At 66.2% G+C, this 20,892-nt stretch carries 19 protein-coding genes; 12 read left to right on the forward strand and 7 right to left on the reverse strand.

Going from position 1 to position 20,892, the window contains the following annotated elements:
• Positions 1–200: 200 nt before the first annotated feature.
• Entirely contained in the window at positions 201–1,412 is a 1,212-nt protein-coding gene (gene pgfA / locus ADBZ9O_RS30940) for a cell envelope lipid trafficking protein PgfA (protein WP_526527326.1), read from the forward strand.
• Positions 1,413–1,423: 11 nt separating this feature from the next.
• On the forward strand, positions 1,424–3,151 hold the full coding sequence (locus ADBZ9O_RS30945) for an MmpA family trehalose lipid delivery protein (protein ID WP_526533696.1): 1,728 nt from the start codon (positions 1,424–1,426) through the stop codon (positions 3,149–3,151).
• Here ADBZ9O_RS30945 and ADBZ9O_RS30950 read toward each other — a convergent pair.
• Positions 3,127–4,323 carry a glycosyltransferase family 4 protein gene (locus ADBZ9O_RS30950; protein WP_526527327.1) on the reverse strand — a complete coding sequence of 399 codons (1,197 nt, stop codon included), beginning with the start codon at positions 4,321–4,323 and terminating at the stop codon, positions 3,127–3,129. The two genes, ADBZ9O_RS30945 and ADBZ9O_RS30950, sit on opposite strands and share 25 nt — an antisense overlap.
• A 19-nt stretch (positions 4,324–4,342) precedes the next feature.
• Here ADBZ9O_RS30950 and ADBZ9O_RS30955 point away from each other — a divergent pair, with 19 nt between their 5' ends.
• The 3 genes from ADBZ9O_RS30955 to ADBZ9O_RS30965 all read left to right on the forward strand — a co-directional run bounded on the left by ADBZ9O_RS30955 (position 4,343) and on the right by ADBZ9O_RS30965 (position 8,000).
• A complete protein-coding gene (locus ADBZ9O_RS30955; protein WP_526527328.1) occupies positions 4,343–5,107 on the forward strand; it encodes a class I SAM-dependent methyltransferase in 765 nt (254 codons plus the stop codon).
• A gap of 55 nt (positions 5,108–5,162) precedes the next feature.
• A complete protein-coding gene (locus ADBZ9O_RS30960; RefSeq protein ID WP_526527329.1) occupies positions 5,163–6,635 on the forward strand; it encodes an aldehyde dehydrogenase in 1,473 nt (490 codons plus the stop codon).
• A 180-nt stretch (positions 6,636–6,815) separates the two neighbouring features.
• Positions 6,816–8,000, forward strand: coding sequence for a thiolase family protein (locus ADBZ9O_RS30965; protein WP_526527330.1), 1,185 nt, complete (start codon positions 6,816–6,818; stop codon positions 7,998–8,000).
• A 7-nt stretch (positions 8,001–8,007) separates the two neighbouring features.
• Here the strand turns inward: ADBZ9O_RS30965 and ADBZ9O_RS30970 are convergent, their stop codons facing one another.
• Entirely contained in the window at positions 8,008–9,843 is a 1,836-nt protein-coding gene (locus ADBZ9O_RS30970; RefSeq protein ID WP_526527331.1) for an acyl-CoA dehydrogenase C-terminal domain-containing protein, read from the reverse strand.
• Positions 9,844–10,009: 166 nt separating this feature from the next.
• Between ADBZ9O_RS30970 and ADBZ9O_RS30975 the strand changes: the two genes are divergently transcribed.
• On the forward strand, positions 10,010–10,177 hold the full coding sequence (locus ADBZ9O_RS30975) for a hypothetical protein (protein ID WP_526527332.1): 168 nt from the start codon (positions 10,010–10,012) through the stop codon (positions 10,175–10,177).
• A 62-nt stretch (positions 10,178–10,239) separates the two neighbouring features.
• Positions 10,240–10,815 (forward strand): TetR/AcrR family transcriptional regulator, encoded by a 576-nt coding sequence (locus tag ADBZ9O_RS30980; RefSeq protein ID WP_526527333.1) that lies wholly within the window; start codon positions 10,240–10,242, stop codon positions 10,813–10,815.
• On the opposite strand, the gene ADBZ9O_RS30985 is transcribed toward ADBZ9O_RS30980, so the two are convergent.
• From ADBZ9O_RS30985 to ADBZ9O_RS31000, 4 genes are read right to left on the reverse strand one after another with little or no spacing between them, the layout of a single operon-like run.
• Entirely contained in the window at positions 10,812–11,111 is a 300-nt protein-coding gene (locus tag ADBZ9O_RS30985) for a hypothetical protein (RefSeq protein WP_526527334.1), read from the reverse strand. The two genes, ADBZ9O_RS30980 and ADBZ9O_RS30985, sit on opposite strands and share 4 nt — an antisense overlap.
• 10 nt (positions 11,112–11,121) lie before the next feature.
• Complete coding sequence (locus ADBZ9O_RS30990; protein WP_526527335.1) at positions 11,122–12,624, reverse strand: class I adenylate-forming enzyme family protein; 1,503 nt, start codon at positions 12,622–12,624, stop codon at positions 11,122–11,124.
• Between the two features lie 47 nt (positions 12,625–12,671).
• Complete coding sequence (locus ADBZ9O_RS30995; RefSeq protein ID WP_526527336.1) at positions 12,672–13,214, reverse strand: dihydrofolate reductase family protein; 543 nt, start codon at positions 13,212–13,214, stop codon at positions 12,672–12,674.
• 1 nt (position 13,215) lies between these two features.
• Complete coding sequence (locus ADBZ9O_RS31000; RefSeq protein WP_526527337.1) at positions 13,216–14,148, reverse strand: helix-turn-helix domain-containing protein; 933 nt, start codon at positions 14,146–14,148, stop codon at positions 13,216–13,218.
• 75 nt (positions 14,149–14,223) lie between these two features.
• Between ADBZ9O_RS31000 and ADBZ9O_RS31005 the strand changes: the two genes are divergently transcribed.
• Genes ADBZ9O_RS31005 through ADBZ9O_RS31015 form a run of 3 tightly spaced genes read left to right on the forward strand, consistent with a single transcriptional unit; the run spans position 14,224 to position 17,342 of the window.
• On the forward strand, positions 14,224–15,057 hold the full coding sequence (locus ADBZ9O_RS31005; RefSeq protein ID WP_526527338.1) for a PaaI family thioesterase: 834 nt from the start codon (positions 14,224–14,226) through the stop codon (positions 15,055–15,057).
• 21 nt (positions 15,058–15,078) lie between these two features.
• On the forward strand, positions 15,079–16,248 hold the full coding sequence (locus ADBZ9O_RS31010; protein ID WP_526527339.1) for an acyl-CoA dehydrogenase family protein: 1,170 nt from the start codon (positions 15,079–15,081) through the stop codon (positions 16,246–16,248).
• On the forward strand, positions 16,245–17,342 hold the full coding sequence (locus ADBZ9O_RS31015; protein WP_526527340.1) for an acyl-CoA dehydrogenase family protein: 1,098 nt from the start codon (positions 16,245–16,247) through the stop codon (positions 17,340–17,342). Before ADBZ9O_RS31010 ends, ADBZ9O_RS31015 begins: the two co-directional genes overlap by 4 nt.
• Here ADBZ9O_RS31015 and ADBZ9O_RS31020 read toward each other — a convergent pair whose 3' ends face one another.
• Positions 17,343–18,182, reverse strand: coding sequence for an arylamine N-acetyltransferase family protein (locus ADBZ9O_RS31020; protein ID WP_526527341.1), 840 nt, complete (start codon positions 18,180–18,182; stop codon positions 17,343–17,345).
• A gap of 250 nt (positions 18,183–18,432) precedes the next feature.
• On the opposite strand from ADBZ9O_RS31020, the gene ADBZ9O_RS31025 reads away from it, so the two are divergent.
• Together ADBZ9O_RS31025 and ADBZ9O_RS31030 are read left to right on the forward strand one after the other, a co-directional pair.
• Positions 18,433–20,370, forward strand: a complete 1,938-nt coding sequence (locus tag ADBZ9O_RS31025) for a WXG100-like domain-containing protein (protein ID WP_526527342.1) — start codon at positions 18,433–18,435, stop codon at positions 20,368–20,370.
• Positions 20,367–20,678, forward strand: a complete 312-nt coding sequence (locus ADBZ9O_RS31030) for a hypothetical protein (RefSeq protein ID WP_526527343.1) — start codon at positions 20,367–20,369, stop codon at positions 20,676–20,678. Before ADBZ9O_RS31025 ends, ADBZ9O_RS31030 begins: the two co-directional genes overlap by 4 nt.
• Positions 20,679–20,892: the final 214 nt, after the last annotated feature.

Raw genomic sequence — 20,892 nt, forward strand, 5'->3', positions numbered from 1 at the left:
CCCTCGACCGCGGGCAGGAAGGTGCGCGTCCCACCTGCCTGTGCGTCGTTCACCTGATCCAGTGTGCAGGTGTCATATCGGCCGCGAGCGGCTACCCCACGCGACGACCCAAGGACCAAAGGCTGACCCTTACGTTCTGCTGTTAGGGTCTGAAATCGGGTTTGCCTCCGCTACCTGGACCGGAAAGAAGGTACGGCAGCTTGAATCGTGCAGTCATGTTGCGTATCGCCGCATGCGGAATATTGGGACTCGGGGCCGCCCTGCTGATTGCCGCGCTGCTGCTGTCGACCTATACCGCGGGCAAGATCAAGAAGATCCCCCTCGATATCGACACCACGCTGGTGAGCAACGGCACCGGTACCGCGCTGGATCCGGCCTCGCTCTCGGAGCAGAAGTTCGTCTTCGACAGGAATGTCCCGCTGGTCTCCCAGCAGCAGCTCAGCGTCGAGTCACCGGCCAACGCCGATGTGGTGACGCTGCAGGTCGGCACGACCGTCCGGCGCACCGATAAGCAGCAGGACAACGGGCTGATGCTGGCCCTGGTCGACTCCGTGACGATCAACCGCAGCACGGCGATGGCCGTCAGCGATGACACCCACCCCGGTGGCGCGGTGCAGAAGCCCCGCACGATCGAAGACACCAAACCCCCGACCAATATCGCCCTGCCGCACGAGGGCCTGTCCTACCGGTTCCCGTTCAGCACCGAGAAGAAGACCTACCCGTACTTCGATCCGATCGCGCAGAAGGCGTTCGACGCCAACTATGAGGGCGAAGAAGACGTCAACGGCCTGACGACGTACCGCTTCCAGCAGAACGTCGGCTACGACGCCGACGGCCAGCTCGTCGACCCCCTGAAGTACTCCTCGCTGTTCGACAACGACGAGGACGGCGTCGTGACCGCCCGCGCGTCGCTGTGGGGACTGCCGGGTGACCCGGACGAGCCGATCACCATGACGCGCTTCTACGCCGCTCAGCGGACGTTCTGGGTCGATCCGGTCTCCGGCACCATCGTCAAGTCCGAGGAACGCGCCAACCACTACTACGCCCGCGACGGGCTCAAGCCCGAGTTCGCGCTGGTCGACTACTCGGTGACCTCGACAGAAGAAACCGTCGAAGCGCAGGTCGCCGCGGCCAGGGACGAACGGGACCGGGTCGCGCTGTGGACGCGGGTCCTGCCCATCACGTTCACCGCTGCCGGGCTGGTCTCGCTGGTGGCAGGGGCCCTGCTCGGCTCGTTCAGCGTGCGGGCCGAATCGGCGTTGATCGACCCCGGTCTCGATGGCTCTGATCACGGCTTCTTCCGACGCGACGTCGACACCGGGCCGATGCCTGCGGCGGAGGCGGCGACCGAGAAGCTGCCTGCCCAACGGCCGGACCTGCACCCGGATTCGGGTCCGCCGCCCGACCGGTAAGTACGCGCATGATGTCCCGGGCACACCGCTGGGCGGTGCCGGGATATGCACTGACGTTGGCGGTTATTGTCACGGCGCCACTGTTGGCGCCGGGTTATCTACTGCTGCGCGACGCGGTGTCGACACCACGGTCATATCTGTCCGATGCGGCCCTCGGGTTGACCGAGGCGGCGCCGCGCGCGCTGCCGCAGGATTTCGTGATCGCGCTGGCCTCCCAACTGCTCGACGGCGGCGTTGTGGTCAAGGCGCTGTTGTTGGCCGGTCTGTGGCTGGCCGGCTGGGGTGCGGGCCGGTTGACCGCTGTGCTTCTGCCCGAGGCGGGACTGGCCGGGCAGGTCGTCGCGGTGACGGTGTCGATCTGGAATCCCTATGTCGCAGAACGCCTGCTGCAGGGGCATTGGAGTTTGTTGGTCGGTTACGGCGCCCTGCCATGGGTGGCGGCCACGGTGCTGCGGTTGCGCACCGGGGAGGTGGGCCGCCTCGCCGGGTTCGCGGCATTGGCATTCTGGATTGCGCTCGCGGGTCTGACGCCGACCGGACTGCTGCTCGCTGCCGTCCTCGCTTCGGTCTGCGTACTGGCCCCTGGCGAGGGCTGCCCGCGCTGGTGGTGCGCGACCGCCGCAACGATCTTCTCGGTGCTGGCGGCGCTGCCCTGGTTGGCGGCCGCGGCGGTGACGGAATCCCTCTCGGCGTACCAGTCGTCCGGGGTGCCGGGGGTCGGGGCGTTCGCGGCCAGGGCCGAGCCGGGACTTGGCACCCTGGGCAGCCTGGCCGGACTGGGTGGTATCTGGAATGCGGAGGCGGTACCCGGTTCACGCTCAACGCTTTTCGCTGCACTGGCCACCGTGGTCCTGTTGGCCGTGGTGGCGGCAGGACTGCCGGAGCTGATCCGCCGCCGCGCGGCCGTACCGCTGCTGGTGCTGGCCGCCGTCGCCGTCGTGCTGCCCGCACTGATGGCCAGCGGTCCCGGCTTGGCCGTCGTGCGGGCGGTGGTGGAGACGGTCCCTGGACTGGGGGTGCTCCGCGACGGGCAGAAGTGGGTGGCGCTGGCCATGCCGGCCTACGCCGTGTCGGCGGCGGGCGCGGTACTCACGGTCAACCGCCTACGCCCGGCGCTGCCGTCGATCGTGCCCGCGCTTGTCTGCTGCCTCATGGTCGTGCTCACCCTGCCCGACCTGGCGTGGGGAGTGGGCGGCCGGATGACCGCGGTGCGCTACCCCCCGGGCTGGACCGCGATAGCCGCGCAGATCAACGCCGATCCCAGACCGGTCGCGGTGCTCCCCGCCGACTCGATGCGGCAATTCTCCTGGTCCGGTAGCGCACCGGTGCTCGATCCGCTACCGCGGTGGGTCCGCGCCGATGTCCTGACCACCGGCGATCTCACCATTTCGGGCCGCACCGTACTCGGTGAGGGCGCCAAGGCCAGGGCTGTCCAAGACCTTCTGCTGGCCGGCGCCGATCCGGTCCGGTTGAAGGACGCCGGCGTCGGCTGGGTGGTGGTGGAGACCGGAACCGGTGGCGAAACAGCCTCGGCGGCAAGGACTCTCGACCAGTTACCGGTGGCGTACCGGGATGCCGATGTGACGTTGTACCGGGTAGGAGGCGAAGCGCCGGGTGCGACGAGTGCGCTGCGCCGTGAGGTGACCGCTGCACATCTGGTCTGGCTGGCCATGCTGATACTGGGCGCCGCGGGGATGGCTCTCGCCCGGGTGGGTCAGACCAGGCCGCTGACGCGCTGACCGTCGTGGACGGCATGCAGTACGGTGCGCATCGCATCGGCGCTCTGGCGCCAGGAGAATTCATCGCTACGCAGCTGCGCTTTACGGCCGAGCTGATCGCGGAGCACCGGGTCGCGGAGCAGTTCGTCGAGCCGGCGCACCAGTTCGGGATGGTCGTCGACGAGCACACCGGTGACACCGTCGATGATCGAATCGTTGAGGCCACCGGATGACCGGTAGCCGATGGTGGGCACCCCGTGTTGAGCGGCTTCGACCACCGCCAGTCCCCAACCTTCTTTGCGGGACGGCAGCAGATGCACCCAGGCACGTTGCACCACATGATGTTTCGTCGCATCGTCGACGTGGCCATGAAATGTCACGAGGTGGCTGATACCCAGCGCGTCGGCGTGGTCGACCAACCGCTGACGCCACCATCCGCCGCCGACGATATCGAGGTGCAGGCCGGGGATGGCGCCGTGTAACTCTGCGACCGCGTCGAGGGCATCCTCGATCTGCTTATGCGGTACCAGGCGGGACAGCACCGCCACCCGCGGCGTCGCGGACCGGGCGGCGGTCAGGCTGTCCGCCGGGGCATCGTCGACGCCGTTGCGTACCACCGCGATTCGATCCTGGCCGACCCCGAGCTCGGCAAGATCGCGCGCCGACGGTAGCGACACCGTCACGTACTGGTTGCGGCGGTGGATCCACGGCGACAGCGTCGATTCGACGAACCAGCCGAACCGGCTGAGCACGCGGCCCGCGACCGGCCATTGCTCGCGGTGGCTGTGGTGCACCAGCACCACGACCCGACGGCCGAATGCCAGCCGGGCCAGGAACGGCAGGCCGTTCTGGGTGTCGATCACGACATCGGGTTTGGCGTGGCGCAGCGGGCCGAGCCCGAACCGCGAGAACACCATCGCCAACCCGGCCAGGATGTACACGGTGTAGGGCCCGCCACCGCGGGTGATGTCGATACCGTCGACCACGCTGCGCCGCGGTGCCCCCGGGTACCTGGCGGTGCGCAACGTGACGGCCACGCCGGAATCCACCAGTTGCGCGCCAATCCGCTGCAGGTAGGCCTCGCTGCCGCCGCCCTGGGGGTGGCCGATATCGCGCCAGCACAACAACAACGCCGAACGAACACCATCCCGCTTTGGGATGGTGGTGCGGTGTTGTGTAGGGGCGCCAGACATCGCCCCCTAGGGTAGCCGCATGGCCGCTACCGACGTTTTTGCGCGGCGTGCGACCCTGGCCCGCTCGGTGCGACTGCTCAGCCAGTTCCGCTACGAGCAGTCCGAGCCGGCCCGGTTCTACGGTGCCCTGGCCGATGACACCGCCGCAATGGTCGATGACCTGTGGCGTGGCACGCACGGTCCAGCACCGACCGGGTGCACAGTCCTCGACGTCGGCGGTGGCCCCGGGTATTTCGCCGATGCGTTCGCCGGTCGTGGCATGGCCTACCTCGGAGTCGAACCGGACCCTTTGGAAGTTCATGCGGTGCCTGCGCCTCGCGCAGGATCAGGGACATTCGTCCGGGCCTCCGGCATGGCCCTGCCCTTCGCCGACTCCAGCGTCGATATCTGCCTGTCGTCCAATGTCGCCGAACACGTCGCCCGGCCGTGGCAATTGGGTGCCGAGATGCTGCGGGTGACGCGCCCCGGCGGGCTGGCGGTGCTGTCCTACACGGTCTGGCTAGGGCCTTTCGGCGGTCACGAAATGGGTTTGACCCACTATCTGGGCGGGGCCAGGGCGGCTGCGCGCTACACCCGCAAACACGGCCATCCGCCGAAGAACTACTACGGTTCGTCACTTTTTCCGGTGTCGGCGGCCGCGGGACTGGACTGGGCCGTTCACAGTGGCGCGCTGGTCGCCGCATTCCCCCGCTACCACCCGCGATGGGCGTGGTGGATGACGAGTGTGCCGGTGCTGCGGGAGTTTCTCGTCAGCAATCTGGTGCTGGTGTTGCAACCGTCGTGAATGACTGAACTGCAACAGGTTCTCGTTTTGCGTTTCGGTGGGTAATGTGACGCTCATGACACAGAGCACGGCGTTCAAAACCGAATGGGACCAGCTGTTCATCGGCGGCAAGTGGGTTGAGCCGTCCACGTCCGAGGTCATCGAAGTGCATTCCCCCGCCACCGGTGAGTTGGTGGGCAAGGTGCCGCTGGCGTCCGAGGCTGACGTCAACGCTGCCTGCGCGGCCGCGCGCAAGGCCTTCGACGAGGGCCCGTGGCCGCATATGTCGCCCGCCGAGCGAGCCGCGATCCTCGCCGCCGCGGTGAAGATCATGGAAGAGCGCAAGGAAGAACTCTGCTTCCTGCTGGCGGCCGAAACCGGCCAGCCACCGGCCATCGTCGACATGATGCAGTACGGCGCCGCGATGTCGTCGTTCCAGTTCTTCGCGGGCGCTGCCGACAAGTTCACCTGGCGCGACTTCCGCGACGGGGCCTACGGCACGACGATGGTGCTGCGTGAACCGGTCGGCGTCGTCGCCGCGGTGACGGCGTGGAACGTGCCGTTCTTCCTGGCCGCCAACAAGCTCGGCCCCGCGCTGCTGGCGGGCTGCACGATCGTCGTGAAGCCAGCCGCTGAGACCCCGCTGTCACTCTTCGCGATGGCAGGAATCTTCGCCGAGGCCGGGCTGCCGGAAGGCGTGCTCTCGGTCGTGCCCGGCGCCGTGGACACCGGGCGCGCGCTGACCGCCAACCCCGAGATCGACAAGTTCACGTTCACCGGGTCCAGCGCGGTCGGCAAGGAGATCGCCAAGATCGCCGCCGAGAAGCTCAAGCCGTGTTCGTTGGAGCTGGGCGGCAAGTCCGCGGCCATCATCCTCGAGGACGCCGACCTGGACTCGACGTTGCCGATGCTGGTGTTCTCCGGGCTGATGAACACCGGGCAGGCGTGCGTCGCACAGACCCGCATCCTGGCGCCGCGGTCGCGCTACGAGGAGATCGTGGAAAAATTGGGTGAAGCTGTCCGGAATATGCCCGTCGGGCTGCCCGATAACGCCGGAGCGATGATCGGAGCGTTGATCAGCGAGAAGCAGCGCGACCGCGTCGAGGGCTACATCAAGAAGGGCGTCGAGGAGGGCGCGCGCATCGTCACCGGTGGCGGCCGCCCCGAGGGCCTCGACGGTGGCTGGTTCGTCGAGCCGACGCTGTTCGCCGATGTCGACAACTCGATGACCATCGCGCAGGAGGAGATCTTCGGACCCGTACTGGCGGTGATTCCGTACGACACCGAAGAGGACGCCGTACGCATCGCCAACGACTCCCCGTACGGCCTGGCCGGCTCGGTGTACACCACCGACAACGACAAGGCCATGAAGATCGCCGCCCAGATCCGCACCGGCACCTACGCGGTCAACATGTATGCCTTCGATCCCGGCTCGCCGTTCGGTGGTTACAAGAACTCCGGTATCGGCCGCGAGAACGGCATCGAGGGTGTCGAGCAGTACACCCAGGCCAAGAGCGTGCTGCTGCCGTTCGGGTACACCCCGGAGTAGTTAGTTCTCCTTCCACACAGAGCTGAGTGCGACCAATTGCCAGTAACGGTCGCACTCAGTTCTGCATGGACTGTGGTTGACGAAAACCCGCCCCGGTGTAACGCGGCACATGGGTTCTCTGTATAACAGAACGTAGTTCTCTTGCCATTTTTGTGAGTAGCTCACCCCCTGGGAGAAGACATGACCGCCAGCAGCAAGGCCGTGATCGTCGCGGCCGCCCGCACCGCCATCGGCACCGCCCGCAAGGGCACTCTCGCCAACATGCCGGCGATCGAGTTGGCCAAGCCCATCGTGGCCGCGGCCGTGGACCGCTCGGGGCTGGATCCTTCCGACTTCGACGATCTGGTGCTCGCCGAGAGCTTGCAGGGCGGCGGTGACAGTGCCCGCTATATCGCGGTTGACCTTGGCATGACCGAGATCCCCGGGATCGCGGTGAACCGGCAGTGCGCATCGAGCCTTTCGGCCATCGCGATCGGCGCCGGTCAGATCGCCTCCGGGATGAGCCGCGCCATCCTGGCCGGCGGCATGGAATCGCTGTCGAATATGCCGCAATTCAGCAAGCGCAAGGCGTTCACGTCCGGCAAGGCTCCCGAAGATTGGGAGCGGTTCTCGCCGATGTCCAACCCGCCCGCCCCTGACGCGCCGCCCTATGACATGTCGATCACCGTCGCGTGGAACTGCGTACAGCAGTACGGCCTGACCCGCGAGGATCAGGATGCCTGGGCCCTGCGCAGCCACCAGCGCGCGGTCAAGGCGATCGACGCCGGTTCCTTCGTCCACGAGATCATCCCGATCGAGGTCCCGCAGGAGGATGGGTCGACCATCACCTTCGCCGAGGACGAGCATCCGCGGCGGGGCAGCTCGCTGGAGAGCCTGGCCGGGCTGAAGGTCCTGCATCCTGAGATCGAGGGCTTCAGCGTCACCGCAGGCAACTCCTCGGGTACCAATGATGCGGCCGCCGTGCTCGCGCTGGCCAGCCCCGACACCCAGCAGAACATCCTGGCAAGCATCCTGTCCTGGTCGCAGGTCGGCGTGCCGCCGAACCGCACCGGCAGTGGGCCGATCACCGCCATCCCGAAGGCGCTCGAGCTGGCCGGGCGCAAGCTCGAAGACGTCGCACTGTTCGAGATCAACGAAGCCTTCGCCGCCCAGGCTGTGGCCTGCGCACGCCAGCTCGGTCTCGACGAAGAGCTCGTCAACGTCTACGGCTCGGGCATCAGCCTCGGGCATCCGATTGCCGCGACCGGCGCCCGCATGGTCACCTCGGCGATCTACGAGCTGCGCCGCCGCGGTGGCGGTATCGGCGTGTTGTCGATGTGTGCAGGCGGCGGTATGGGTGCCGCAATGGTTATCGAGGTCGCCTAGCAGCCCGTCAGAAGGCGGCTTCGTCGAGGTCCATCAACGATAGGTCGGCCCCTTCGGCGATTCGGCGCTGGGCACTGAGCCTTGGCAGCATATTCTTCGCGAAAAATGTTGCTGCCCCGACCTTTCCGCGGTAAAAGTCGCGGTCCTTCGGCGACGGATCTGACTCGAGAGCGTCGAGTGCGATCTGGGCCTGCTGCAACAGCAGCCAGCCGATCAGTACGTCACCGACGGCCAGCAGGAACGATACCGACTCCAGGCCAACCCGATAGAGCTCACGGGCATCTTGCTGCGATCCGATGAGGTAACCGGTCAGGCTGCTCACCATGGCCCGCACATCATCCAATGCCTGACGCAACAGCACCTGGCTCTCGGCGAGTTCGGGTCGCGCTCCGGCATTTTCGAGGAACTTCTCGATCTGACCGACGACGTGTCCCAGCGCCGCGCCCTGGTCACGGGCGATCTTGCGGAAGAAGAAGTCCTGCGCCTGGATGGCGGTGGTGCCCTCATAGAGCGAGTCGATCTTGGCGTCGCGAATGTACTGCTCGATCGGGTAGTCCTGCAGGAAGCCGGAGCCACCGAAGGTCTGCAGGCTCTCGGTCAGACACTGATAGGCACGTTCGGAGCCCACCCCTTTGACGATGGGGAGCAGCAGATCGTTGACCCGGTCGGCCATTTCGGCGTCAGCGCCGGAGACGATCTCGGCGACCGACGGGTCCTGATGCGCCGCGGTGTACAGATACAGTGCGCGCAGCCCCTCGGCATAGGCCTTCTGAGTCATCAGCGAGCGACGCACATCGGGGTGATGGGTGATGGTGACCCGCGGTGCGGCCTTGTCGGTCATCTGGGTCAGATCAGCGCCCTGGATCCGACTCTTGGCATAGTCCAGAGCGTTCAGATAGCCGGTCGACAGCGTGGCGATTGCCTTGGTACCGACCATCATTCGGGCGTACTCGATCAGTTTGAACATCTGTGCGATGCCCTTGTGGGTGTCGCCGACGAGCCAGCCCGTGGCAGGCACACCGTGCTGGCCGAAGGTCAACTCGCACGTCGCTGATGCCTTCAGGCCCATCTTGTGCTCCAGGCCCGTCACGAAAACCCCGTTGCGCTCGCCTGGTTCCCCGGTCACCGGATCGGGCAGATACTTCGGCGCCAGGAACAGGCTGAGCCCCTTGGTGCCGGGGCCGGCGCCTTCGGGGCGGGCCAGCACGACGTGCAGGATGTTCTCGAACATGTCATCGGTATCGCCATTGGTGATGAACCGTTTGACACCGTCGATATGCCATGTGCCGTCGGGCTGTTCGACGGCCTTGGTGCGCCCGGCACCGACATCGGAACCCGCATCGGGTTCAGTGAGCACCATCGTGGCGCCCCAGTTGCGTTCGATAGCCTTTGTCGCCCAATGCTTCTGCTGGTCGTTGCCGATGTCGTGGAGGATTCCCGCGAATACCGGGCCCGCCATGTAGAGGAACGCGGCCGGGTTGGCACCGAGCACGAATTCGTTGATCGCCCAGCCCACCATCTGCGGGGCGGCCACGCCGCCGACGCTCTCGTCGAGCCCGATCCGGAACCACTCCCCCTGCCGCCAGGTGCGGAGAGATTTCTTGAACGCCTCGGGTATCGATACGACATGGGTGTCGGGGTCGAACGTCGGCGGGTGCCGGTCGGTATCGGCGAACGATTCGGCAACGGGCCCCGCTGCCTGCCTTTCGGCCTCTGCCAACATCTCCCGGATGGACTCGCCGTCAAGATCCCCGAAGGCCCCACCCGCAAGAGCCTTATCCAGTTCGAGGACCTCGAACAGATTGAATTCGAGATCGCGCACATTGCTCTTGTAGTGCCCCATGGGCGTGAGCGTAATCCGACCGGGCTGCCCCGGAAAGGCTCCGCCCAATTATGACGCCGCCCATAATTCCCAGGTTGGAGCGGGCTAGTAATCGCCCTGAAGGGCAGGGTTTGCCCAGTGGGCCCGTCAGTTATATGCTGCCTATCATAATCTGAGGAGGCCCACCATGTGGGACGTCGAGCTGAACATCGCCGGGCACCAGTTTGTGCACCGCGCGGCCCAGCGTGGCAGCCAAGCCGTCGATGGACGCGCAATCGTGAGCTTCGCAGCGCACCGCATCGCCGGACTGCCCGCACACGTCCGCCAACAGGTCCGCAACCTACGAGCCGCCTGAGCGCCAGCTTGCCTAACTCAACGCCCTTGCCTTCCTCTACGCGGGGTTCCACCAGACGCAACATGCTGGTCAGCGCCGCCGAACTGATGCGAGAACGCGGTGCCGCCGGCGTCACGATCGACGGCGTCCTCACCCGAAGTAAGGCGCCGCGCGGGTCGGTGTACTACCACTTCCCCGGTGGCCGCAACCAAATCCTGGCCGAAGCGCTGAGCTACGCCGGCGACGTCATCACCGCGCGGATCGAGAACGGAATCGCCGCCGGCGCGTACGACCTGATGGACAAGTTCGTCGAATTCTGGGAGCACGTGCTGGTCGACAGCGATTTCACCGCGGGTTGCCCGGTGGTCGCTGCGGCCACCGCGTCGACCGACGACGAACCGCAGCTGACCGCGGTGGCAGGAAAGATCTTCGGCCAATGGCACGACGCGATGGCACGTGCCTTCGAAGGCGACGGGTTCGACCGCGATAACGCGCGGTCACTGGCAACGATGTGTATCGCGTCGTTGGAAGGCGCTGTCGTCCTCTGCCGCGCCACCCGCAGCGCAGCCCCGCTGCGCGAGGTTGCTGGTCATGTCGAATTCCTGATCAAGGCAAAGGAATTCGTGCAGCGAAACGGGCTGCCCGCGGCAAGCAGCTAGTCGCTCGCGGGCAGCGGCTTGGCTTCCTTCAGGCTCAATGGCTCCTCGCCGATGGCCAAGGTGCCCTGGCCTGCTTTGGTCACCAGCACCTCGGCACCGCCGGCATCGACGTAACGCTTACCCATCGCGGTGCCGTCGGAGAACTTCGGATCGACTTCGCCCTGGACCCTTTCGGCGTCGAGCGCGACCATCACCGTTCCGCCGCAACGCAGATCATCGAGGCTCTCGCCGGTCTTGACCACGATCACCTGGGTGCTGTCGACCTGACTCTGCAGGCGGGTGCCGTTCTTCACCATGAGTTCGTCCTCACTTCTGTGCATTCAGACTCGCGACGATTTCGCGTCGCAGGATCTTGCCGGTCGCGTTCGTCGGTAACTCGTCGCGGAACACTACCCGGTCGGGGGTACGTGAACCGCGAAGGCTTTTGCGCACATGCTCGCGCAGTTCCTCGGGGTCAGGGGTGATCCCGGCAACCGGAACGACCACCGCGACGATGGCGTGACCCCACTGCGGATCATCGGCCCCGACGACCGCGACCTCGTGCACGTGCGGGTGTTCGATCAGGACATCTTCGAGCTCGGCGGGCGCGATGTTCTCACCGCCTCGGATGATGGTGTCATCGGAGCGGCCCCCGATGAACAGATAACCCTCCTCGTCGAGGGTGGCGATGTCCTTGGTCGGGAACCAGCCCTGTTCGTCGAGCACCGATCCGATCCCGGTGTACTTCCCCGACACCTGCTCGCCTCTGACATACAGCTCGCCAGTCTGTCCCGGCCCGAGGACTGTGCCTGCCTCGTCACGGATCTGCAGTTCGATACCGGGCACCGGCTGCCCGACCGAGCCCAGACGCTTCGCGGCGGCGGGATCGGTGCAATTCTTGACGGCGGCGTGCGCGGTGCGGTGGTCCTCGGGGGTGAGCACCGCGATGGTCGAACTGGTCTCCGTCAGTCCGTAGGCGTTGACGAACCCGGCCTGCGGCAGCAGCTCGAGCGCCTTGCGTACCAGCGGCAGGCCCACCTTCGAGCCACCGTAGGCGAGGTTGCGCAACGTCGGCAGCGGGTGCTCACCGGACTCCAGCACACCGACGATGCGGTCGAGCATCGTGGGGACCACGGTCGCGCTGGTGACGCCTTCGTCCTGGATCAGCCGGACCCACTCGCAGGCGTCGAAGTTGGGCAGATACACCATCTTTCGGCCCGCATACAGATTCGACAGCGCCGCACTGACACCGGCGATGTGATACGGCGGTACACAGATCAGCGCGGCATCGGAGTCCTCGGCCGAGGCGAATTCGACGGTGCCGGTGATGTAGGTGGTCAGGTTGTTGTGGGTGAGTTCGACAGCCTTGGGCACCGACGTCGTGCCCGAGGTGAACAACACGACCCCGACGTCGTCGGGGTCGGGGAACTCCGCGGCGGGTTCGGCGGTGCGGGCGGCGGCCAGGAAGTCATCGGAATCCATCACCTGTTTGCCGGCCGAGCCGATCATGTCGCGGTACCGGGCATCGACGACCACCAGGGCCGCAGGCAGTCGCTCGATCAGCGCCGCGATGCCGTCGGCCGACAGCCGGTAGTTGATCGGGGTGAAGGTGCGCCCGGCACGCGCGGAGGAGAACAGCAGCAGTGGCAGCATGGCGCCACCTGCGCCCACGTAGGCGACGTGCTCGCAACCGGATTCGGCGATGACACCCGCGCCGCCGTCGGCCAGATCGCTGAGCTCCTGGGTGGTCAGGCGCATGTTCCCGGAGACGACGGCGACCCGGTCGGGATCGCCCGACAGCGCCATCTCCAGCAGTAACGAAATACTCATCGCATCTGCATGTGAACGGACTTAGCCATATTTGGAGAATATCATTCTCATGTAGCGGCGACCGGTCCCGCCCCGCGCTTCCATCGGGCGCAGACGAAGTCACCGTTGACACCCGACTCGACCAGCGCCCACTCGGAGCGGATCGGCAGCAGCCTGGCACCGGATCCCAGACTGCACGGTGCGTACGTGACGACCATTTCGTCGATCAGGTCGGCCTGCGCGAACTGCGCGGCCACGTCACCACCGCCGACCACCCAGACGTCTTTGTCGGCGGCAGCCGCGAGGAGTTCGGGATGCAGGCTCGCCACAGAGCCGGAGTGAATGTGCACGGGGTGGCCGTCGACCACGATCTGCGGGCGACGGGTCAGCACCCACGTCGGTTGCTCGTACATCCACTCCCCCGGCTGGTTTTTCACGATCCACTCGTAGGTCGCCGAGCCCATCACCAGTGCGCCGACGGTCCTGACGAACGCCTGATAACCGAACGGACCGTCCGCATCAATGGCGCGGGTGACCAGCCAGTCCAGGCTGTCGGCGGCATCGACGATGAAACCGTCCAAGCTGGACGCGGTGAAATAAACGCATGCCATGTCAGTGACCTCTCATCCAATCCAGTGGATCGCCGTGGCGGGTGGGCACATCGAGCCGGGCCAGCATGGCGCGGGCCAGCTCCCGGCGATGCGCGGCGTAGGTCAACACATGGGCGACGATGCCGTAGAGCTGAAATGACTCAGGAGGGTCGCAGAGCGCGTCGATGACGGTGTCGGCGAGACGTCCCTCTGCGGTCATCTTCGCCACCATGGCCGCCCAGTGCGCAGCGATGGCGTCGTGGTGTTCGGCCAGCGAACGAGCGCTCACCACCAACGGATCGGTGCCAGCACGCGACGGGAAGTCGCGACCTTCGATACTGGCCAGCCAGACCTCTTTGGTCCAGACGATCCCGCACAGCACGGCAGCGACACTCGGTTCGGGCCCGTCCCAGTCCAGAACCACCTGGTCCGGCGAAATCGGCTGTTGCCATTGACTTTTGGACAACTCAGTGGCGCGGCCGATCAGGTAGCCGGTATCGGCGATATCGTGGGCGATCATCAGCGCGGGGATATCAGCTGGCGCATCAACGGGATCGCTGCTGTCGAGCCACAGGGAGAACGGCGGGTGGAAGTGCAACCCGTTCGGGGCGGGCAGCCGAAAAGCCGCGCCCACCTGTGACGGTGGGGTCCCGAAGCTGCGCCGGAAGGCGCGGGAGAACACCTCCGCCGAGGACCAGCCCTCATCGGCGGCGACGGCGGCCACCGCCTCACCGCGCTGCAACCGCCACGCCGCCCGCTCCAACATGATGCGGCGACGCAAGGCCGCTGGCGATTCCCCGCTGAGCCGCCGCACTTCGCGGGAGAAGTGGAACTCGGAGACAAAGGTGCGTCGCGCCATGCCTTCCACGCTGGTGTTCTCGGCTTCGACGACGGCGTCAAGCAACTCGCGTAGCCGGTCACGTCCCGGTGCGGGCGACGTCGGTTCTGCACTCACAGGTACCGAGTATCGTCGCCCGGGGCGCTGTGGGACATGACTATTCCTGCTCACCCGCCCGATAGTGTGCATCGAATGAGCGACGCCGACGGGCCCGATATCGAGACCCCGGAGAACATTCTGCGGCGGTTTGACATCCGGCATCTGGAAACGAATGTGGCCGAGGGTATTTCGGTGTCCTCCATGCCGGTGGCGGACTTACTCAACCCGATCACGGCACACCCCACGGTCGGGCCGCTGGCAATCCTGCTCGATGCGGCCGGGGGTAACAGCAACCACTTTCGCCGCTCCCCGACCGAGTGGACCGTCACCAGTGAGCTGGCGTTCGAGATCAGCCCCGACGGTATCGAGGTCCTACTGGCCAAACCCGAGCTTCCGGTGCTGGCCAGCGCGCGACCACTGGGACCGAAGGGTGCGACGGCGCTGTCGGTGTGCACGTTCACCTGCGGTGACGTCATCATCGGCGGGGGCACGGTGCGTTCGTTCTATCTGCCCGCAGGGGACGGTATGCCGACGACACTGCCCGCGCACGCGCCGCCGACACCGCGCGCGCCGCTCTCGGAGTTGATGTCGGTGCAGGTTCGCGATCCCGACGATGGCGCCACGGTGTTGGCGCAATGCGTCGATCCGATCCTGAACAACTCCCTGGGGATCGTCAACGGCGGCGTCGCATCGGCCGGTCTGGAATTGGTGGCGGCCGCGGCGATCGCCAACGGCACCGCGCCGGGCACGCTGATGCGCACCGCGTCCCTGCGCGTGAACTTCCTGCGCCCGTTCTTCGCCGGGGATCGGTCGCACTACCTCGGGACGCCACTGCGGATCGGACGCAGTACCGCTGTCGCCGACGCCAGGGCCATCGACGACAGCGGAAAGGTGGCTCTTACCGCCCGGGTCACCGCGTACTCCTGAGCACGGTGTAGACAAGGGCGTGTGGGAGCTCAATCCGGATTCGATGCGCTGTGCGCCAACGATCCCGACCTGACCACGCTGCGGGCGTCGATACGTGACTTCCTGGCGGCCGACCGGGACGAGTATGGCTGGCAGCCGGCCGTCGATGCGTGGTTGTCGCAGTGGGATGCAGCCTTCAGCGCGCGGTTGGGCGAGGCGGGATTCCTCGGCCTGACGATCCCGACCGAATACGGCGGGCACGGTCTCGGTCACCTGCACCGGTACGTCGTGACCGAGGAACTGCTGATCGCCGGGGCCCCGGTGGCAGCACACTGGTTCGCCGACCGCCAGGTCGCGCCGGGCTTGCTGGCCTATGGCACCGAGGATCAGCGCAGGAAGATCCTGCCGAAGATCACCGCGGGGCAATTCTTCTCCGCGATCGGGATGAGCGAACCGCAGGCGGGTTCGGATCTGGCCGCGGCGACCACGCGCGCCACGAAAACCGATGGCGGGTGGGTCCTCAACGGGCGCAAGGTCTGGAGCAGTGGCGCACACCTCGCGCATGCCATCGTGGTGCTGGCCCGCAGCAGCCCGCTGGATACCGAGCATCGGCATGCCGGGTTCAGCCAGTTCCTGGTCCCGATGGACGCCGACGGTGTGTCAGTCGAACCGATCGTGATGATGGACGGCGGGCACCACTTCAACGAGACGACGTTCACCGATGTCTTCGTGCCCGACGGCGATGTCATCGGCGCGATCGGTGACGGCTGGCATCAGGTCACCGCCGAGTTGTCGTTCGAGCGCAGCGGACCCGAACGCATCCTGTCGACGGCCCCACTGATCGTCGGCCTGATTCGTGCGCTGAGCGCGCAGAGCGCGGTCGATGACCGCACCGCCGCCGACGTCGGCGATTTCCTGGCTCGGCTGATCTCGCTGCGTCAGCTCTCGGTGTCGGTGGCCAGGGCGCTCGCGGCGGGTGAGTCGGCCGCCAACCAGGCGGCGCTGGTCAAGGATCTCGGCACCAGGTTCGAGCAGGATTCGGTGGTGCTCGTCGCCGACCTGCTGGACTACCTCGACGCGGGCTCCCCCGCACATCCGGCGCTGCGCACGATGCTGAACACCGCGCGGGCACATTCGCCGGCGTTCACGCTGCGCGGTGGGACCAATGAGGTGTTGCGCGGGGTCATCGCGAGAGGGATGGGGTTGCGATGAATGTGCTTGCGGGCGGGGTGTTCGCCGCCGGTGGCGGTGACGACGAAACCGCCGAACTTCGTGCGCTGGTCGAAGAAATCGGCACCAGGTCCTTTGCGGCCCGGCTCGGTCAGCGTCGCTTGCCCGAAAAGTTCGACGATGCCGCGTGGGCGACGCTGGAGGAAACCGGGCTGAGCCGGCTGACCAGCACGCCGGATCTGGACGCCGGACCGGTCGAAGTGGCCGCCGTCCTGCGCGGGTTGGCTCGCCATGCCGTCGCGGCGCCGATCGCCGAGACCGATCTGCTGGCCGCTTGGTTGGCGACTGCCGCCGGTGTCGAGGTGTCCGAGTCGGGACCATTGACGATCGCGATCGCCGACGCCACCGTGACCGACGGTCGGGTGGTCGGAACGGCGGCGCGCGTGCCGTGGACGCGGGCGGCTTCCACTGTCGTGCTGGCGATTCGGATGGACGACGGACTGCTGGTCGGGGCGGCAAAGCCGGACGACCTGACCATCCGCGACGGCTACAACCTGGGCGGCGAGCCCCGCGACGATATCGAATTCGAACTGTTCGCGGAGGACTTTGCGCCGGTCGCGACTCCGGTGGCCGAGGAACTGACCCGCCGCGGCGCGTGGGCCCGGTGCGTGCAGATCATCGGTGCGCTCGACGCGGCGGCGGAACTATCGGTGGCCCACACCAGGGACCGGGTCCAGTTCGGCCGCCCGCTGAGTAAGTTCCAGGCCGTCCAGCATTCGTTGGCCGGGATGGCCGGTGAGATCGAACGAGCCAGGGCAGCAACGACTTTGGCCGTGGTAGCGGCCGCCGACCACGGCTTTGTGGCACCGCAGACCGACTACGCGGTGACGGTGGCGAAGGTCGTCCTCGGTCGGGTGGTGCCAGTGGTCAACACCGTCGCACACCAACTGCACGGCGCGATCGGTGTGACCATCGAGCACCAACTGTGGTCGTCGACCAACCGGGCGCACAGCTGGATCGAAGAGTTCGGCAGCACCGGGCACTATGCGCGCCGGCTGGGCCGGGTGGCGCTGGCCGCGGACGACGCCGCGCTGTGGGATGTGCTCACCGGGGCCGATCTGCGGGGCTGGCGCTAGTCAGGCGTCGAGCACCTCGGTGATGCGGGCATGCACGTCGCCGATCCCGCCGGCATCGATGCCGAACCGGTTCATCAACACATCAAGCACCTGAGCCGCATTGTCGAGGCGGGTGCGTTCCGACGGGCCGTTGAGGTGGTGCACGGATAGGTTGCGGCCGCGCAGGTTCCAGCGCGCTTCGGGGGTGACCAGCGACGCGCTCAACCCGACGACGAACGTCGAAGCGGGATGGGTGGAGACGTACCAGCTGCCGACCTCAAGATCGATCCGCGGGCGCGGCTGGTCGGTGAAGGTGTACAGCGGTTGCCAGGTGTCGCGGATCAAGGTTTCCAGGACGTAGCCGTCGGCCGGGCCGTTGCCGTAGCGACGCAACCGGTAGGGCTCGTGCCGGGTCTGCTGGACCTCGTTGACCACCAGGCGGATAGGTGACGTCAGCGTCTGTCCGCCGAACCCGACGTCGACCAGGTACCGCTCATCGACGCCGGGGATCCGGACCGTGAGCACCTGGTGCGTCTCCGCGGGTGGCGGGCCATCGAGCCAGACCGGGTTGAGCCACACCACCCGACCGGTCAGCACGGTGACCTCGAATCCCAACTCCGCCAACACATATCCGAACAGACCGTTCTGCTCGTAGCAGTACCCACCGCGGCGGTGCCGGACCATCTTGTCGGTCAGCGCCTCGCGGCTCAGGTCGACGACGGGGATGCCCATCAGCGGGTTGAGGTTCTCGAATGGGATGTGCTCACCGTGCGCTGTGACCAGAGCGTGCAGCGTGTCCAGGGTCGGGTCGGTCGGCCCGGTGTAGTCGATGCGGGTGAAATAGCCCGTCAGGTCCGCCATGGGTACATGGTGCCGCCTCAACTCGGGTTGAGGTCAAGGCATTTTTCGGTCGAGCGGCTCAGGTCACCAGGCCCCCGCTGGTGCTATGTCCGAGTTCACCACCATGGTCGCTCGTGGTCGTTGAATCGCCGCAAACCGCAGCCATCTACAGCCCTGGTGGCGAACTCGGGCATAGCGTCAGCAAAGAGGGTGACTTTCGGCTTCGCGACTTGATCGCCACAATCGAGGCGATGTCTGAACGGACGTGCCCGTGGCTCAGCTTGCGGTAGACCCCGAAGCGCTATCGAGCGCCGGCGCAGCTGTCGGCGCGGTAGGTGATGGCCTGCTCACGGCGATGACCGCGCTGACGAGCGCGCTCAACGCCAACACCGGCCAGGATGCGGCCGGGGTCTTGTTCGGCAGGCAGTACGCCAACACCAGCGGTGACCTGCTCAAAGCAGTAGCGGCCGGTATCAACGCCAGCCGCAACACCGGTTACGGGATTCAGATCACCGCGGCCAACTATTCGCGCGCCGAGGCCGCCTCGGATATCAGCGGGCGCAGTCAACCTCTGCCGGCTCCGCCCTGCCCGGCACCCATGTCTGCGCCAGGCCCGCCCAGTCCGACCGGTGGCGGCGTCGCCGAGCCGATGCTGTGGGCAGTAGTTGAGTTGTTGGTCGGCGACCTGTGGCCCAACGGCGATTCCGCGGCGATGCGGACGGCCGCCGCGTCGTGGCGGACCTTCAGCACCGCGCTGTACCACGTGAGCAGCGCCAACTCCGGCCCATACAACGTCGTCGGCGCTCAACAGATGCCAGAAGGGGAGATCGTCAAGGCGTCGGTCCGGGATATCGGAACGCTGCTGTCCTCGGTGGCAGGCACGTGTCAGACCATCGCTTCCGAGTTGGATGCCTTCGCTTCGGATGTCGAGCAAACCCAGCAGGCGATCCGCGATCTGCTGACCAAGTTGGGCTCCATCGGCGGCATCGCCGGCACGTTCTTCGAGTTCCTCAAAGGTCACGGCGAGGACGAATTGGACGAGATCGCTGACGACATCAGAACCGTCCTGAGCCATGTGAAAACCGAAGCGGCTGCGAAGTCCGCGCTCATCGAAGCAGCCAAGCAGAATGTCGACAGTTGGGCCGTGAGCCTGGAGCGTTTCGCCGACCGCAAGTTCGTCGACTTCTTCGGTGAAGACGTCGGGCGGGTGCTGGGTGCCGGATTCCACGCATTCGTCGACGCCAGAGAGGGCGACTTCCGCTGGGCAGTCGGCATGGCCGAGGGCATCCAGGGCATGAACCCGCTGCGGTTCGTCTACGACCCAGAGGGTGCAACCCAGACCTGGAAGGGGTTATCGGACACTACGGCTCTGCTGAATCCGAGCACACTCGCGGCGAGCGTGGCATCCGACCCAGAGGGCGTCACGGACATCCTGAAAGGACTCGCCCGGACCGACGAGTTCGACCCGAACCGGCCGATGCTCAGCCTGGAACAGAACATGCTCGACATTGCGAGCCTGGGGATTCCGGGAGTTGGTGAGGCGGGGGCAGGAGCCGATGCGGCGGGAGCGGCCGCCCGAGCCGCCCGGGCCGGAGAAGTTGCCGACGACGCCGCCGGCGTCGCGCGCACCGCCGGTACCGCAGGCGAACTCACCCGGGCTACCACTGCGCTCGGCGACATCTCCAAACAGTCGGCAGGCATCAGCAGCAAGCTCGACGATATCGCCAAGACCCCGGTGATGCGGGAGCCTTCCCCGGGTGGTCGGCCGGTCTCACCGACGGTGCCCCATGAAGCTCCGCCGCCACCGGTCGTTAAGCAGCCGGCGAGCGCACCCGCCGAGTCTCCAATGCCGACGGCCTCCGACCATCCGGTCGAACCCGGTGTGCACGACGGCGGGACCGACGGGCCGCTACCGAACGACATCAGCTCGCCGGCCAGCTTCGATCCGACCACGTTGCGTGGCATGTCGGCCGATGATGTTCGTGCATTAATCCCCGATGATTGGGGAGTTCGACCAGCAAAGCGCGGTGACGGCGACACCTACGAAGATCCCCTGCACTTCGGCCGGCAGATCCGAATCATGGACGGCTATCCGGCAGGGAGCCGCCCCGATGATATGAATCTAGGCCCCTACGTGGTCGTATCGCAGAACGGCGACAAGCTAAAGATTCCGTTGAAAGGAAATCCGACTCTGAAGGGATCGCCATGATCGAAACCGACCCCGTGGTTGCTTCACTTGTTCAGGACGTGCGAGATCTCATCGGGATGAAGAGCTACGGCTTATACGAGTTGATTTGGACTTTGAATACAGAGCATCCCGAGCTTGACCGCGATCAGAAGCTCGACAAATCTCTCTCCGCCGTGCGTGAGTTGGTTGCGACAGACCGGTTACGCATCGTCAAACTAAACTGGCCATCCGAAGAGGTCGTCGGAGAGATCGACCTCTCACAGATCGGGCCGTCTGACTTCGATGACCCTGCCAAAGGTGTTCCGTATTCAGCTCTAATGGAGCTTTGAGGCGCCCCGGTGTGTCCGACGCCTCTGAGCCATGACCATCGATCTCGCAAACGGACCCGACTCGCTACCTGACCAATAGTCCCTCGCCGGTGCTATGGCCGAGTTCACCACCATGGTCGTTGGTGGTCGTGGAATCGCCTCAAACCGCAGCCATCCACAACCCTGGTGGTGAACTCGGGCATAGCGTCGGCAACAGACAGTCCCCCGCAGAGCC

The sequence above is a fragment of the Mycobacterium sp. genome (assembly GCF_965229105.1).
Lineage (GTDB): Bacteria > Actinomycetota > Actinomycetes > Mycobacteriales > Mycobacteriaceae > Mycobacterium.